The sequence below is a fragment of the Zobellia sp. OII3 genome (assembly GCF_002211465.1).
GTDB classification, from domain to species: Bacteria; Bacteroidota; Bacteroidia; order Flavobacteriales; family Flavobacteriaceae; genus Zobellia; species Zobellia galactanivorans.
This window is the reverse complement of the sequence record NZ_MWRZ01000006.1, coordinates 249,082-265,671: the sequence shown is the minus strand read 5'-3', so window position 1 is coordinate 265,671 and position 16,590 is coordinate 249,082. Positions and strand designations below refer to the sequence as shown.

General features: G+C 43.4%; 15 protein-coding genes. 10 read left to right on the top strand and 5 right to left on the bottom strand.

The features are described 5' to 3' along the window. Positions 1 to 185 precede the first annotated feature (185 nt). The 3 genes from B4Q04_RS16540 to B4Q04_RS16530 all read right to left on the bottom strand — a co-directional run bounded on the left by B4Q04_RS16540 (position 186) and on the right by B4Q04_RS16530 (position 4,505). Positions 186 to 779, bottom strand: coding sequence for a hypothetical protein (locus B4Q04_RS16540; RefSeq protein WP_013992078.1), 594 nt, complete (start codon positions 777 to 779; stop codon positions 186 to 188). Positions 780 to 1,074: 295 nt separating this feature from the next. After that, complete coding sequence (locus tag B4Q04_RS16535) at positions 1,075 to 1,644, bottom strand: TetR/AcrR family transcriptional regulator (RefSeq protein WP_013992079.1); 570 nt, start codon at positions 1,642 to 1,644, stop codon at positions 1,075 to 1,077. Between the two features lie 230 nt (positions 1,645 to 1,874). Further along, positions 1,875 to 4,505 carry a valine--tRNA ligase gene (locus B4Q04_RS16530; RefSeq protein WP_088697460.1) on the bottom strand — a complete coding sequence of 877 codons (2,631 nt, stop codon included), beginning with the start codon at positions 4,503 to 4,505 and terminating at the stop codon, positions 1,875 to 1,877. A 199-nt stretch (positions 4,506 to 4,704) separates the two neighbouring features. On the opposite strand from B4Q04_RS16530, the gene B4Q04_RS16525 reads away from it, so the two are divergent. After that, the gene (locus tag B4Q04_RS16525; RefSeq protein WP_013992081.1) at positions 4,705 to 5,079 is read left to right on the top strand and encodes a DUF1573 domain-containing protein; all 375 of its coding nucleotides are present in this window, start codon (positions 4,705 to 4,707) and stop codon (positions 5,077 to 5,079) included. 61 nt (positions 5,080 to 5,140) lie between these two features. On the opposite strand, the gene B4Q04_RS16520 is transcribed toward B4Q04_RS16525, so the two are convergent. Next, complete coding sequence (locus B4Q04_RS16520; protein WP_013992082.1) at positions 5,141 to 6,472, bottom strand: PDZ domain-containing protein; 1,332 nt, start codon at positions 6,470 to 6,472, stop codon at positions 5,141 to 5,143. A 142-nt stretch (positions 6,473 to 6,614) separates the two neighbouring features. On the opposite strand from B4Q04_RS16520, the gene B4Q04_RS16515 reads away from it, so the two are divergent. From B4Q04_RS16515 to B4Q04_RS16475, 9 genes are all read left to right on the top strand, one after another. Further along, positions 6,615 to 7,805 carry a pyridoxal phosphate-dependent aminotransferase gene (locus B4Q04_RS16515; RefSeq protein ID WP_046287726.1) on the top strand — a complete coding sequence of 397 codons (1,191 nt, stop codon included), beginning with the start codon at positions 6,615 to 6,617 and terminating at the stop codon, positions 7,803 to 7,805. After that, positions 7,805 to 8,821, top strand: coding sequence for a UDP-N-acetylmuramate dehydrogenase (gene murB / locus B4Q04_RS16510; protein ID WP_088697459.1), 1,017 nt, complete (start codon positions 7,805 to 7,807; stop codon positions 8,819 to 8,821). Before B4Q04_RS16515 ends, murB begins: the two co-directional genes overlap by 1 nt. Before the next feature lie 202 nt (positions 8,822 to 9,023). Continuing rightward, entirely contained in the window at positions 9,024 to 9,590 is a 567-nt protein-coding gene (locus B4Q04_RS16505) for an RNA polymerase sigma factor (protein WP_013992085.1), read from the top strand. 4 nt (positions 9,591 to 9,594) lie between these two features. Beyond that, positions 9,595 to 10,353 carry an anti-sigma factor gene (locus B4Q04_RS16500; RefSeq protein ID WP_013992086.1) on the top strand — a complete coding sequence of 253 codons (759 nt, stop codon included), beginning with the start codon at positions 9,595 to 9,597 and terminating at the stop codon, positions 10,351 to 10,353. Positions 10,354 to 10,438: 85 nt separating this feature from the next. After that, on the top strand, positions 10,439 to 10,657 hold the full coding sequence (locus tag B4Q04_RS16495) for a hypothetical protein (protein ID WP_013992087.1): 219 nt from the start codon (positions 10,439 to 10,441) through the stop codon (positions 10,655 to 10,657). Positions 10,658 to 10,682: 25 nt separating this feature from the next. Next, entirely contained in the window at positions 10,683 to 11,237 is a 555-nt protein-coding gene (locus B4Q04_RS16490) for an RNA polymerase sigma factor (RefSeq protein ID WP_013992088.1), read from the top strand. 121 nt (positions 11,238 to 11,358) lie between these two features. Continuing rightward, the gene (lipA, locus tag B4Q04_RS16485) at positions 11,359 to 12,234 is read left to right on the top strand and encodes a lipoyl synthase (RefSeq protein WP_013992089.1); all 876 of its coding nucleotides are present in this window, start codon (positions 11,359 to 11,361) and stop codon (positions 12,232 to 12,234) included. Positions 12,235 to 12,328: 94 nt separating this feature from the next. Further along, positions 12,329 to 13,339 carry a type I glyceraldehyde-3-phosphate dehydrogenase gene (gene gap / locus B4Q04_RS16480; protein WP_088697458.1) on the top strand — a complete coding sequence of 337 codons (1,011 nt, stop codon included), beginning with the start codon at positions 12,329 to 12,331 and terminating at the stop codon, positions 13,337 to 13,339. Then, the gene (locus tag B4Q04_RS16475; protein WP_013992091.1) at positions 13,336 to 15,564 is read left to right on the top strand and encodes an ATP-binding protein; all 2,229 of its coding nucleotides are present in this window, start codon (positions 13,336 to 13,338) and stop codon (positions 15,562 to 15,564) included. Before gap ends, B4Q04_RS16475 begins: the two co-directional genes overlap by 4 nt. On the opposite strand, the gene lpxK is transcribed toward B4Q04_RS16475, so the two are convergent. Then, on the bottom strand, positions 15,557 to 16,552 hold the full coding sequence (lpxK, locus tag B4Q04_RS16470) for a tetraacyldisaccharide 4'-kinase (RefSeq protein WP_088697457.1): 996 nt from the start codon (positions 16,550 to 16,552) through the stop codon (positions 15,557 to 15,559). The genes B4Q04_RS16475 and lpxK overlap by 8 nt on opposite strands. Between the last annotated feature and the right edge of the window lie 38 nt (positions 16,553 to 16,590).

The following is a 16,590-nucleotide window of genomic DNA, read 5'->3' as shown; positions in this document are numbered from 1 at the left end:
AACCCCTTTTCGGTAAAGGTATATGTGGGACTATCTCCAATTCTATGGTATCTTTGTCAAGTACTTTGTACATGGGCTATGGTATTTGCGTGTGGTAACACAAATGTCCGTAGCCCTATCTTTCGATCCAAAAAAAGTTTAAATCACTTCCATTTAAAACAATTTACACATCAACAGAACGCGGTTCAATTAAAAGGGCCTACCATTATATGCGCCCGAAAAGTACCGGGATCCATAAGCCAAGGCATACCCTTCGCATGGGGTTTTGAAGGCAAACCTGTAGATTCTACTGTAGCAAAAGGGGTATAAATTACATAACGAAACTGTCCGTCTGCCAATTCTCCGGTTTTCTTATCGTAGGCTTCGTCGCTCCCGTAATAAATATAGAGCATACTGGGCACAAGGGGCATCTGCCATTTCCCCGCCGCAACCTCGGCACCTTGAATCTCTCTTTTCTCCTTAGTGTTCTTCCCTTCGGCGGTAAGCTCCCTACCGCGTTTCATAAAAGGTTCCAAGGCCTTTGAATAACAAGCTACGCTTATCCCCTCTTTCGCAGGATCGTCTCCTATGCAAACCAAATTATTGGTACCTTCCCTCAATACCGTCAGATTTCCCGAACTATCATACCCATACACCATGGCCCCATCCTTATCCGCTTCGGGAGCGGGCAAGGTCGCCGTTTTGATCTGTATTTCAGAAGGAAGAACTTCACTACTTTTATCTTGCGATTTGGCAAAGCACACTGAGAACAAAGCTACTAGCAATAAGGTATTTTTCATAATATCAAGGTTTTACCTAAATATAGACACGAAAAATGAATTTTTAATGGATAAGGGACAAAAATTGGGAAGGAAGTCGTAAAAGAAGGACCCCTAAAGCCATAAAGTGGGGGAACACAGAACTTATGACAAATGGGGCCTCCAATGACTTAAGCAGATCAGACGAATCTCAAATAAATGTATTCCAGTAAGAATATGGAGCTATTACAAACTAATTTTCGATGCCAATCAACTGTTAAGACGATACAATATACGGTTATAAATGAATACAAATTCATTTATGAATGTTAAAATATCATGATTTTATGGCATCCCAACACAAGTGGAAGGTTTGGTCGATAATCGCATCCGTAATTTCTACCTCATCCATAGCCATTTGCCTGGCCAGATTATTGGCATAACCGTAAAACAAGGGAATGATCAAGTCACTGTCAATGTTCTTAATGATCAACTCCTCCTTTCCCTGCCCCAATAAGTTTTTGATAAAGCCCACAAATTGGTCGTCAAGCTTATGGGTTTCTTCGGAAGCATAGACAGAATACCGAAACTGGTGCATGAATATCACCTCTGAACTATTGGTTACACGAAACCACAGCACCTTTGCCCAGATGATGGAAAGTTGCTTTTTTAAAGGCAAATGCCCAATAGAAGGAAGTATGGAAAGGGTGCTACCGACAAATAGGTGCATATACAGCTCGTTCAGCAACCGCTCTTTACTATCGAAGTAAATATAAAGGGTTCCGCAGGCCATTTTGGCCCTTTGGGCAATAGATGACATCGTGAGCCGGTTCAGCCCCACTTCTGAGGTCAATGCGGTCGTTGCCTCAAAAATGGTATTGATCTTGGTATCGTCCCTTACTCTCACATTACTAATATAGCAATTAAAGTGAATCTAAATTCATTTCCCATTTATTAACCATAATAAAATAACATTCATAATTCACTGAGTACAGGTACAATGCCCCAAAAGAAACCAAAATCACCCTGCGCCCTGAATAACCAACGGTTATTGCAACACCCAAGATAACCGAAAAACAAAACGGCCGGACATCCTTCAAATAAGGATATCCGACCGCACTTATATTATAAAAAGGACTAGCCTAAACTGGCCAGACTTTTTTCCAAGGTTTCTATCTTAGCCTCGGCATCGGCCTGCTTTTGGCGTTCTATAGCAATGACTTTCTCGGGTGCATTGTTTACAAAACGCTCATTTGAAAGTTTCTTTTGAACCGACAACAAGAAGCCCTTGGTGTATTTCAACTCCTCTTCAATCTTTTTGATTTCGGCCTCAACATCGATAGCGCCGCTCATCGGCACAAAGTACTCATTGTTCTTTACACGGAACGACAACGCGCCGTCTACGGTAGCATCGACATAAGAGACTTCCGAAACATTGGTCAATTTCTCTATGACCACATCCCATGTTTTGGCCAAACCGCCCTCGTTGAGCACCAAAAGCTCCAAGTGCTCTTTCATTGGAATATTCTTTTCCTTACGGATATTTCGAACCCCAGAGACCACTTCCGCAGCAGTTTCAAAGCTTTCAATAAGAGCTTCATCCACTTTCTCCATCTTCGGCCATTGTGCCACCACTAAGGCCTCTTCAGGCTTACGTTCCGTAATGTGTTGCCAAACCTCTTCGGTCAAGAAAGGCATAAATGGATGTAACAATTTAAGGTTCTGTTCAAACAAATCGATGACCGCCTCATAGGTGACTCTATCAATAGGCTTCTGGTAATCGGGTTTTATAATTTCCAACAACCACGAACTATAGTCATCCCAAACCAATTTATAAATTGCCATTAGGGCATCTGAGATACGATACTTGCTAAAATGATCTTCAATCTCAAGCAAGGTTTTATTGAATTTGGCCTTGTACCATTCAATACCCAATCTTGACGCTTCCGGTTGTGGCAGATCGGCTATTTCCCAACCTTTCAACAATCGGAAACCGTTCCATATCTTATTGGCAAAGTTCTTTCCTTGTTGGCATAGATCTTCATCGAACATCAAATCGTTCCCCGCGGCAGAACTCAATAAAAGTCCGACACGAACACCATCTGCCCCGTAATCTTCTATCAATTTAAGCGCATCGGGCGAATTCCCTAGCGACTTAGACATTTTTCTACGTTGCTTATCGCGTACCAAGCCTGTGAAATACACATTTTGGAAAGGACGTTCATCACGGTACTCATACCCGGAAATAATCATTCGGGCCACCCAAAAGAAAATAATATCCGGCCCCGTGACCAGGTCGTTGGTAGGATAGTAGTAGTTCACCTCCTCGTTTTCGGGCTCCAAAATACCGTTAAAGACACTAATAGGCCACAACCAAGATGAAAACCAAGTATCTAGGGCATCTTCGTCTTGTTTAAGGTCGCCTACTGTCAAATTGGCGTTACCTGACTTTTCCTTGGCCAATTTCAAGGCATCTTCAACCGTTTCGGCCACGACAAAATCTTCTTGACCATCACCGAAATAATAAGCGGGTATCTGTTGTCCCCACCATAACTGGCGTGAAATATTCCAGTCGCGGATGTTTTCCATCCAATGGCGATAGGTATTCTCGAATTTTTTAGGGAAGAATTTCACCTCCTCGGTTTCAAGTACCGCCTTAATTGCAGGTTTGACCAAATCTTCCATTTTCAAGAACCACTGATCGCTCAACCTTGGCTCTATAACCGCCTTGGTCCGTTCCGACGTCCCTACTTTATTGACGTAGTTCTCCTTTTTGACCAAAAAGCCCTTTTCTTCAAGCTCTTTGGTTATTTCCTTACGGACCACAAAGCGATCCTTTCCTTCATAATGAAGTCCAAAAGAATTCAATGTAGCATCGGCGTTGAAGATATCGATGGTTTCAAGGTGGTGTTTTTCACCCAAGGCCTTATCGTTCACATCGTGTGCCGGGGTAATCTTTAAACAGCCGGTACCGAACTCGATATCTACGTATTCGTCTTCTATAATGGGGATTACCCTACCCGAAATGGGCACTATGGCTTTCTTCCCTTTCAAATGTCGGTAGCGCTCATCATTGGGATTGATACAAATGGCCGTATCACCCAAAATAGTCTCAGGTCGCGTAGTAGCAATGGTTACCCGCTCGTCGGACCCTTCTATGGGATATGAAAGATAGTAAAGAAGGCCTTGCTTTTCTTCATAGATCACCTCTTCATCGGAGAGTGTGGTCTGAGCCTCGGGATCCCAGTTGACCATACGGTAGCCCCTATATATCAATCCTTTGTTGAACAAATCGACAAAAACCTTGATGACCGATTTATACATATCGTCGTCCATGGTAAACTTGGTACGTTTCCAATCGCAGGATGCCCCTAATTTTTTCAGCTGGTCTAAAATAACCCCACCGTATTCGTCCGTCCAATCCCAAGCGTGCTTTAGGAATTCTTCGCGGCTTAAATCGGCCTTATCGATGCCTTCGGACTTCAATTTTGCAACAACTTTAGCCTCCGTAGCAATGGAGGCGTGGTCCATTCCCGGCACCCAACATGCATTTTTCCCCATTAAACGGGCCCTTCTGATCAATACATCTTGAATGGTATTGTTCAACATATGCCCCATATGAAGTACTCCGGTTACGTTTGGCGGAGGAATTACAATGGTGTAAGGCTCCCTTTCATCTGGAGTGGAAGAAAAGAAATCATGCTGCATCCAGTAATCATACCAATGGTTTTCAGCTTTTTGGGGGTCATATTTAGAAGGGATATCCATATTTTTGGAACGGTTTTTGACTAGAGTATGTCGGTCATCACAATAAAGACCGAAACATGAAGTTACATTGTTAATAAATTATGGCAATTTTGCCGCGTTTTAAATACGAAACAAAAATAAGTAACGTTAAGAGATAACAAAAGAATTTTGGAGGTTCATCTGAAAAGATTTATTTTTGAGATTCCCTAAATTTAACAAAATGAAAAAACTAGTACTTGTATTATTTGTTGGGCTAATGGGTTTTACCCTTACGGCACAAGACAAATCAGCAAAAATCGAATTCAAATCAGAGACCGTAGATTACGGTGAAATACAAAAAGGCGCCGACGGCGTTCGCGTATTTGAATTTACGAACACGGGCGAGGCACCGCTTATCATAAGCAAAGTTAGCTCTAGTTGCGGATGTACTATCCCAAAGAAACCTGAAGACCCGATTTTACCAGGTAAGACCGGTGAGATCCAGGTAAAATATGACACCAATCGTGTCGGCCCGATCAGAAAGGCCATTACCGTAATATCGAATGCCGATACACCTACAAAGGTTCTTAAGATAAAAGGTGAAGTTAAAGCCTAGGAAGGCAAACAAACCTCGAAAATAATATTGCTAAAAACCCTGCTCTAAAAGGCAGGGTTTTTTATTTGAGCATATTTTTCAGCACAAAGGAGAAGATCAAATCGGAATTGTAACGTTCTATAAGCAGTTTTACACGCTTCCCTTCGCGTTCATTGACCATTTCCAAAATATCCTGTAGTTTATAACGGTGGACCTTTTTTCCGTTTACCGCCAAAATTACATCCCCCTCTTTCAATCCCGCTTCATGGGCAGGACTACCCGCCCTGATAGCCGATACCACAATTTCAGGAACTACGCTCAATCGGGTCTGCTCCTCAAACAGTATCTGCACGTTACCAAATTCCTTTTTAGCATCATGCACCACCCCTCGGGAATCGGAAATGCTCTCGGCTATGTACCGAATACCATCGTGCTGCAGGTCTAGACCACTTAGGTTATACTGAAAGGGCTTGCCGAAATTGGAATTTTTTCTAAGTGTAATCCGGTTTTTACTATAGTCGAAGATTACGTTAAAGCGTTTGAGTACGGCCCCACCGATGCTTCCGTTGCGGTCGGTCAGGTTTTTTAATTCGCGGAAGGATTCCTTATCGGGAAAAGCCGCCTTGGCATCACTTAGGGTAAAACGACCGATGGTCAAAGCATCGACCTTAGTTCGTTTCCCGTAAATATTCCCGTTAAGGCCCCTTCCCAAGAAATCGTCATAATGCTTATCGGGCACATTAATGGTGTCGCTCTCGAACAACCATAGCGCATCGCTACTACCGGTATCGAGCAACAAGCGGACAGGAAACTCCTCTCCGTTCTTCAACGATAGACCACTATTGACATAAGCTTTTTTTGCGTTGATATACAAAGGCAAGGCCTCATACTTTCTGCCTTTGCGGTATACGTATTTCCCAGGATCATATAAACGGATGGTCTGGCTCGTATAATTGATATCCACAACAAAATCACGAAACAGGTCATAACCGATTATACCGTGTACGGGAATACCCAAGGAGGTAGAAAAATTGACGCTCTTGTCCATGACCACGAACAATCTTTGCCGGGGGTTTACAATAGACTTTATACGAAAGGCGTTTTCCCGGGAGACCAAGGCCTTTATGGGCACGTCATCGCCAAACCCCTTTATGGTAATTTCGGAAACATTGTTGATCTGCACCGAATCACGCTCCGAGATATTGAACAATATAGGCGTTCCCACCCCGGAATCCAGCAAAAACGAGAGTTCGGTACCGTTCACCTCGATAGGCACTATGATCAGATTGTTGATCAGTTGAAATTTTAGCTTTTCAAACTTTTTTCCCTCGGGCAAACTAAAGCCCTGGGCCGTCGACACCAATGCGGACAACAGCAACAAAAAGAGGACGATATGAGTTCGGACGCCATTCAACTTTTTTCATATTTACCTCTTTAATTTACGATTTTTATAGATGCACCCCCTCTTTTTTAACAAAAGACAAACAAACGAATTCGCTATGAATCATGGTTTTGTCGTTTGGTTTCCTCATTTTTGTGCCAAAATTGTAATTAACATGCCTTCAATATCACAAAAAGGGCAATTGATGCCCGAGTCCCCTATAAGAAAATTGGTCCCCTATGCCGAAGAAGCAAAGAAAAAAGGGGTCAAGGTCATTCACTTGAACATCGGCCAACCTGATATCAAAACACCACAGGTAGCCCTTGATGCAGTAAAGAACAACACTTTGGAAGTACTGGCCTACAGCCGTACCGAAGGCTCGGAGACCTATCGCGAAAAACTTGCGGCCTACTACGCCAAAAACGACATCCACGTGAGCGCAAAAGACATCATAGTCACCACCGGCGGTTCAGAGGCCTTGGCCTTTACCATGAGTACCGTTGCCGACAACGATGATGAAATTATCATTCCCGAACCGTTTTACGCCAATTACAATGGCTTTGCAACGGCCGTTGGGGTCAAGGTAGTTCCTGTTATTTCACATATCGACTCCAATTTCGCCCTTCCCCCTATCGAAGAGTTCGAAAAACTGATTACCCCACGCACAAAGGCCATCCTTATATGCAATCCGGGCAACCCTACGGGCTACCTGTACACTAGGGAAGAAATTAAGAAATTGGCAGAAATCGTCAAAAAACACGACCTTTTCCTCATTGCCGATGAAGTCTATAGGGAGTTTACCTATGACGGCAAGGAACACTATTCCATTTTACAGGAAGAAGGCCTCGAAAACCACGCCATTGTCGTTGACTCGGTCAGTAAAAGATATAGCATGTGCGGCGCCCGCATCGGTTGTTTGGTATCAAAAAACGAGACCCTAACAAAAACCGCCCTGAAATTCGCCCAGGCCCGGCTATCGCCTCCGACCTATGCCCAAATTGCCAGTGAAGCGGCCTTGGAAACGCCACAGAGCTACTTCGACCAAGTCAAGGAAGAATATGTCGGCCGGCGTGACCTTCTGATCCAAGAATTGAAAAAAATAGAAGGTGTAAAAATAGGGGTGCCCCAGGGGGCGTTTTATTGTATCGTTGAATTGCCCATAGACGACTCCGATGCTTTTGCCCAATGGCTGTTAGAGGAATTCCGACTAGACAACGAAACCGTAATGGTAGCCCCTGCTGCAGGCTTCTATGCGTCTGAAGGCCACGGAAAGAACCAGATAAGAATTGCCTACGTTCTCGACAAAGAAAACTTAAAGAAAGCTGTTCATATACTAAAGGAAGGACTAGCCAGTTATATAGGTTAATGGAAGTCAATAAAGATATATCCCTTAAAACCTATAACACCTTTGGCATTGATGCCAAGGCAAAGTTTTTTGTTGAAGTCAATAGTTTAAACGATTTAAAATCGGCACTTCAGCTAAAAGGCTACCCTGAAAAATTCATCCTCAGCGGCGGAAGCAATATGCTTATCACCAACGACCTGAACGCCCTGGTATTGCACATCAACCTCAAAGGAAAGGAGGTTGTTTCGGAAAACGACGATACCGTTAGGTTAAAGGTCATGGCCGGTGAAAACTGGCACCAAATGGTGCTGTACACCCTTGAGCGGAATTACGGGGGGCTCGAAAACATGTCGCTCATTCCGGGCAATACAGGCACCGCCCCCATTCAAAATATAGGGGCCTACGGTGTAGAACTGAAAGATACTTTTGTTTCGTGCGAGGCCATGCATATTGAGACACAGACCTTGAAAACCTTTTCCAAAGAAGAGTGTCGCTTCGGTTATCGCGATTCTTTTTTTAAAAATGAAGGCAAAGGTCGGTACGTTATTGTTTCGGTTACCTTTGAGCTCACAAAGCGCAACCATAAAAAAAATACATCTTATGGCGCAATCGAGGCCGAACTTGAAAAAAAGGGGATTACGGACCCCACGATAAAGGATATTTCAAATGCGGTTATTGCCATACGGCAAAGCAAACTGCCAGACCCAAAGGTTTTGGGCAATAGTGGCAGCTTTTTTAAAAACCCGGTAATCAGTGCCGAAGCATATCGGAAATTTTCACAGCAGCACCCCGATGCCCCATCGTACAAGGTTTCGGAAGAAGCCTATAAAATACCTGCCGGATGGCTTATTGAGCAATGTGGGTTTAAGGGGAAAAAATTCGGTGATGCCGGTGTCCATAAAAACCAGGCATTGGTTCTTGTCAACTACGGAAATGCAAGCGGAGACGAAATTTTAAACTTGGCATATAAAATTATAGAAGAAGTAGACCATAGATTCGGAATACGGATTTCACCCGAAGTCAATATCATAAAATAACCCCCGAAAAAGAATTCCGGGGGCTATACCAAACCAAACTAACCAAAAATTAAATGTGCAGTTACCAAGTGCACATTTACATTATTAATATTAACGCGGCGATATAAAAAATCTATTTTATAAATTAGCGTCAAACCATATACGGTACAATCTATCGGATTGGATGCCATAAGGTCGATTTTTTTTCGCCCCATACAGAAAAATGAGTACTTTACTTGAAAAGCACATTGTAGAACTACTGCGAGAACGAAACGATAAAGCGATTTCCCTCTTGTACGAACATTATGGCGACACCCTATTGGGAGTTGCCAATAAAGTGGTACGTGACGAGGAACTGGCCCAAGATGTCTTACAGGAAAGTTTTGTGAAAATCTGGAAAAAATCGGACTCATACGACGCTTCAAAAGCGAAACTTTTTACATGGTTATTCCGGATTACACGAAATACTGCAATAGATAAATTAAGGAGTGTCAATACAAAAAGCGACAAAGAAATCCAAATCGATGTTTCTGACGTATATAATTTAGGCGTCAACAGTACACGACCCGAGTTTATGGACGTCCGTGAGAATCTCGAAAAGATAGAGACCAAATACCAAATTGTGTTAGACGCCTTGTTTTTTCAAGGAATGACACAACAGGAAGCAAGTGATGAGCTTGACATTCCGCTGGGAACTATAAAATCGAGATTAAAGATCGGTCTGAGGGAACTCAAGAAAATTTACGGCCCTACCCTACTGTTGGTGTTATCGATTAACTTGATACCTTAAAACCATGAAAGAAAAGATAAAATTATTTTTAGACTCCGATTTACTCGAGAGCTATCTTTTAGGCACAACCACTACAGAGGAAACATTGCGTGTAGAACGCTATATCTCAATGTATCCCGAAGTAAGGGAGACCTATGAAGAACTACAGGACAATTTAGAGACCTATGCCAAGATGCATGCCGTCAAGGCCCCTGAGCAATTGAAAGACCGTATCCTTAAAAGTATTCGCAAGGAAACGGGAATGAAAAGGAATTTTTACCGAATGGCCATTGCGGCCAGTTTCACCGTGTTGCTATCGGTGGGCGCCTCATATTTCTTCTGGGACCAAAACCAGAGCCTTCAAGAAGAAAACACCATCGTTAACAATAAGATCGACGATTTAGAGGAGACCATGCGTGCCCAACTTGAAGACGTAAGAAACCAGTTTATCGTACTTCAGAACCCCGAGACCAAAAAATACACGGTCAAAGGGAACAAAAAGGCAAAAGAACTCAAAGCGGTGGCCTATATCAACCCCGTAAAACGTCTTTCTTATATAAACGTAAGCAAATTGCCACACCTACCTGAAAACCAATGTTACCAGATGTGGGCAGAGGTAAACGGGGAAATGGTAAACTTGGGCATTATCAAGGAAGCCAATAGCCAAGAGAAATTATTGGCCCTACCCTATGCGGATGATGCCATTAGCTATATCACCATAGAACCAAAGGGAGGTAACCAAAGTCCAACGGTTGAAAACATTGTTGCGAACATCGCATATTAAACCGTATCACATTTAAGATATCATTAAGCCCCGAAACTTCCGTTTCGGGGCTTAATTTTATATCTTTGCCCCAAAATAACTTAATATGAAACTTGTATTATTGACCATTGGGTTATTGGCTTTGGCATTTGCAGGAATAGCCATCAAAATATGGTCTAAAAAAGATGGCAAGTTTGCCGGAACTTGTGCCAGTCAGAGTCCTTTCCTGAATAAAGACGGGGAGGCCTGCGGTATGTGCGGAAAACTTCCTAGCGAACAAGATTGTAGAAAAGACGACAATGTAAACCTTCAGTCTTCCATATAAACTTTTATCTCAAACTTATATTCTTTTGGCAAGAGCCGGCGACCATATCCAAACTACCATTAAAAAAGCTCTTGCGGGTAGCCAAATAGCCTATAGCACGCTTTTAGATACCTTTTGGAACGAAGTCTACGGTTTTCAACTGAAGCGCACCGAGAACGAGAACGATGCCGAAGATATCACCGTTCAAACCTTCTCAAAAGCCTTCGATAAACTGAACACCTACAATGCCGATTATGAATTCAAGACATGGCTCATTGCCATTTCCAAGAACATTCATGTAGACCTCATCCGTAAGCGCAAAAAAAACCTTGAGACCGGTGGCCACCAAGACGTGGTAAAGAAAGTACTTGACGACGCCCCATCGGCGGAAGACCAATTGATCCGCGAACAGAACCTGGCCAGTCTTTTACTGCACATCAAAAAACTAAAGCCCCACTATCAAGAGGTCATCAACCTAAGGTATTTTAAAGAGTTAAGCTATGCCGACATTGCGAAAGAGCTCAATGAGCCCATAAACAACGTAAAAGTGAAGCTATTGCGCGCAAAAAAACTATTGGCAGAGGTCATTCAAAAAAAATAGCGTTCCCCCTAAAGATCTATCGCACCTTAGGTGCCCCCATAATGGCATGCCATCAAAAACCATTGGCGACCGCATGTTACTGCACGCCTAAATCGTATATTTGTATAAAATTGCACAAGCTATGAGTACGGAAACCATAACCAATGTACATCCGCCCAAGGGAAAACCCAAATGGTTAAGAGTGAAATTGCCGACCGGCAAAAAATACACCCAGCTAAGGGGACTGGTCGACAAGTACGACCTACATACCATCTGTACTTCGGGCAGTTGTCCGAATATGGGCGAATGTTGGGGAGAAGGCACCGCTACCTTTATGATATTAGGGAATGTCTGTACCCGATCGTGCGGTTTTTGTGGTGTAAAGACGGGACGACCCGACACCGTTGATTGGGCCGAACCCGAAAAAGTGGCCCGTTCGATCAAGATTATGGGCATTAAACACGCCGTAATCACCTCCGTAGACAGGGATGACCTCAAAGATATGGGCTCCATTATCTGGGCGGAAACGGTAAAGGCCATTCGCAGAATGAACCCTGAAACCACTTTAGAGACCCTAATTCCCGATTTTCAGGGAATAGAAAGACACCTAGATCGGATCGTAGCCGTAGGTCCGGAAGTGGTATCGCATAATATGGAAACCGTAAAACGACTTACACGTGAGGTACGTATCCAAGCCAAGTACGAGCGTAGTTTAGAAGTATTACGTTATTTACACGACAAGGGCGTAAACCGTACAAAGTCTGGAATAATGCTCGGTTTGGGCGAACTTGAAGAAGAGGTCATAGAGACCATGAAAGACCTAAGAAATGCAAATGTTGATGTAGTAACCATTGGACAATACCTACAACCCTCGAAAAAACATTTGCCCGTTAAAGAATTTATTCTTCCGGAACAGTTCAAGAAGTATGAAGAAATCGGTTTGGAAATGGGATTCAGACATGTTGAAAGCGGGGCGCTGGTACGATCTTCGTACAAGGCACACAAACACATTAACTAGGTTTTTGTGGGATAATCGGCTACCGTTCTAAGCATACCAAAGAAAAAACACAGAGTTAAGTAGATCATATTATTGATAAGCCCGTCCCTTTAAGATGAAAAAAACCAAGATTGGCATAAACGGATTTGGCCGTATTGGCCGTACGCTATTTAGACTGCTAGATGGCCACCCCAACTTAAACGTAGTTGCCATTAACGATTTGGCCGATGCGCGAACACTGTCCCATTTATTGAAATACGATAGTATCCACGGGGTTTTTGGAGCCGAAGTCGGCTACGAAAAAAATCAAATCCTTGTCAACGGAAACCGCATAAACCTGACCAACCATACAAGTCCGGCCGAAATCCAGTGGTCAGATTATGAGGTTGACCTTGTTGTAGAGTGTACGGGCAAGTTTAAGACCAAGGAAAGTCTAGCGCCCCATCTGGCCAATGGCGCAAAAAAAGTTATTTTATCGGCTCCCCCGGCGGACGAGGATATCAAGATGGTAGTCTTGGGAATCAACGAAGACATCTTGAACAAAGAGGATACCATTATTTCGAACGCCTCTTGCACGACCAACAATGCCGCTCCGATGATCAAGATTATCGATGAGCTATGCGGTATAGAGCAAGCCTACATTACCACCATACATTCGTATACCTCCGACCAGAGCCTGCACGACCAGCCCCATCACGACCTGAGAAGGGCCAGGGCGGCCGCTCAATCGATCGTTCCCACAACAACAGGTGCCGCAAAGGCCCTGACCAAGATTTTTCCACATTTGGCAGAGGTTATCGGCGGATGCGGAATTCGGGTACCCGTACCCAACGGTTCTTTAACCGATATCACCTTTAATGTTAAGAATGAAACATCTATAGATGAAATAAACTCTATTTTCAAGGAAAAAGCCCATAAAGAACTCAAAAACATACTATTATACACCGAAGACCCCATTGTATCCATCGATATAAACAATAGTTACCACTCTTGTACGTTTGACTCTATGATGACCTCGGTGATTGGAAAAATGGTTAAAATCATCGGTTGGTACGATAACGAAACCGGCTATAGTAGCAGGCTCGTCGACCTAATGCAATTACTGGTTCAAAAAAAATACATTTGAGGTTCAACCTACAACATATAAAACTCACGCGAATACTACTGGTATTCATCCTTATCCTGACTGCCCAAACCGGACATTCACAGGACACCCTTCACTTAAAAAACAAGGATGTCCGCATTTATTTTGAAGCCGCCCGGGCCCATCGCAACAGGGACGAGACCGACCTGGCATTGGAAGCCCTTGAAAAGGCCGCAGAGGTCGCAGAAGCCAATGCCGACGTAAAGGCCTTGGTAGACTGCTACCATAAATTCGCCTTGGTATACCTCAAACTAAAGAAGGAAGAGACCACGTATTTTTACTGGGACAGGGCCAAAGCCCTGCTAAAAGACATAGAATACCCCTATGGCCATGCCATGCAAAAGTACATCGAAGCCATATTACTCTTTCACGACGACAAGAATTTTCAGGCCATTTTTATGCTCAATGAGGCCAAGCAACTGAACAACGACCGAAACTTCTTCAATAACATATTGCTCGCTGAAGGTAATATCTACCTAAAACTGGAAAAATTCGATAGCGCGGCAAAGAATTTCAATTCACTTATTGTCAATACGGACATATACGAAAGTGACTATCTGGCGACCAGGGCACATTTGGGCCTCGCACAATTACATTTTCAAACGGAAAAGTTTAACGAAGCTGCCATAAATGCCGAGAACGCCCTCAAGCTTGCCAAGAAAAATAATTTTTTCAAGGAAATTTGGGAAGCCAATGAAATGCTCACCAACACTTACGAGCAACTGGCCCAATACCCTAAATCTTTAGAGCACAACAAAAATTTACTGCATATACGCGACTCGCTTTTCAATATTGCCAAAATGAAAACCGAGGCTAAGACTGCCGAAAAAATCCAGTTCGATTTTATGAGCGACGAGATAAAACGTCAAGAAGCCAAAATAGAAGAACTGAACGAATCAAAGAACAAATCGGACATTACGGCCATACTCACCTCCGCCCTATTGACGATCATTACCCTTTTGGCCGTTTCCCTTTTTAGGAACAACCAGATCAAACTGAAGACCAACGAGCTCTTACAGACCAAGAACAATGAACTTAAGGCCGCAAGGGATGCCGCCGTAACGGCCATGGAAGCCAAGACCAATTTCTTGTCTACCGTAAGCCATGAACTAAGAACACCGCTGTATGCCGTAACGGGCCTTACCCATTTACTCTTGGAGGAAAACCCGAGCAAGAACCAAAAAGAACACCTAAAAGCCTTAAAGTTTTCAGGTGATTATTTGTTGAATTTCATTAACGACATTCTTCAGATCAACAAGATCGATGCCGATAAGCTGGAACCCCTGAACGTACAGTTCAATCTAAAAAAGGTACTTCAAGAAGTTATCGATTCGCTCAAACAGAGCGCACAGAACAACAAAACCGAATTAATTCTCGACTACGATCCCGAGATACCTTACCACATACTAAGCGACCCCTTGAAGCTTTCGCAGGTTTTCTTGAACCTCGTAGGCAACGCCCTTAAGTTTACAAAAAACGGAGAGGTACGGGTCATTGCCAAGTTATTGAAGAAAAACGACGAAGACATTACCCTCTACTTTGAGGTTAAGGATACGGGAATAGGTATAGCCAAAGAGCAGCAGGAAAATATTTTTGACGGCTTTGAACAGGGATCCATACAGATCAACAGGGAATACGGCGGTACCGGTTTGGGCCTTACCATCGTAAAAAGCCTATTGGGCCTATTCGGAAGTAAAATCCAACTACAAAGTGAACTCGGTGTGGGAAGCTCCTTCTTCTTTGAACTGGAAGCGAAAAGCAAGGAAAGCTTGGTTGACGATATTCCATTTGCCATCACCGAGCAGGAATACGACTTTAAGGGCTTGAACATTTTAATTGTTGAAGACAACAAGATCAACCAGGTCATCACCAAAAAAATGTTGAGCAAAAAAGAGATTACGAGCGACATTGCCAACAATGGTGCCGAAGCGATCGATTTGGCCCGTGAAAATTATTACGACGCCATTTTAATGGATATCCACATGCCCGGAATCGGCGGTGAAGAAGCGACCGTTGAAATACGCAAGTTCGATATCGTTACGCCTATTATTGCCTTGACGGCTATTTCTTTAGACGATAGTTTAGAGAGTTTTTATGCGGCCGGCTGTAACGACGTAATTACCAAACCGTTCAAACCCGAGGTCTTCTACCAAAAAATCGGCGAGAACATTTTCAACCGAAAAGAACTCAAGAATTCGATTACATAAATTCTTCTAGACTTTGCTTTAGCACAGCCTCGCCATCCGCAAGGAACTTATGCCGTACGGGTATAAAATAAAGCTGGTCGACCTTATCCTTTAAGCGAACAAAATCCTTTTCGGTAGTAAGGATACACTGTTTTTGTCTCAGCATTTCCAGTTCGGTTCCAGAAAAACTATGATGATCCTTGAACTTCAGGTGTTCGAACTTCACCCCCATTTTTTCCAAATAGACCAGTAAGGGTTTCGGATTCGCAATACCTGTCACCAATGTAACGTTTTGCCCACGCAAATCTTCGAAACCTATACTGCCCTCGTTTCCTATGAGCCGGTTTCCGTAGGCCAGATAAGAGAATACAAGTCGTTGGCGGGCTTTCGGGCGAAGCTTGTTTTGTAACTCCTGTTGTGCCGCAAGACTTAAATCTTGGGGACATTTGGTCACTACGATAACTTGGGCCCGCCCCGCTTCCTTTTTACTATCCCTCAAATTTCCCGTAGGCAAATACCAATCATCTACATAAAGGTTATCGAAAGAGGTAAGGAGTATCGAAAACCCACACTTTACCTTACGGTGTTGATAGGCATCGTCCAAGAGAATAACATCGGGGCGTATTTTCTCTTCCAAAATAGTGATGCCATTGCGTCGGTCGGCATCTACGGCCAAGGCCAGATCGGTATACTTTGAAAATATCTGATAGGGCTCATCCCCTAGTGTTTCTACCGTGGCCTGGGCATCGGCCAGAACAAAGCCTTTTGATTTTCTACGATAGCCCCTGCTCAACACCGCCACTTTATGTCGATCTTTCAATAGGGCGACCAACAGCTCTACCATAGGTGTTTTTCCAGTACCGCCGGCACTCAGGTTTCCAACGCAAATGGTAGGTGTTTCAAAGCGCTTGGAACTAAAAATCCCTTGATCATATAAAAAATTACGGAGGTAGACCACCAAGGCATACACCAAGGATACGGGAAACAATATTTTTCTAAGTAGTTGCACAAAGGCGAAAATATAATATTTTATCTTTAGACCTAATA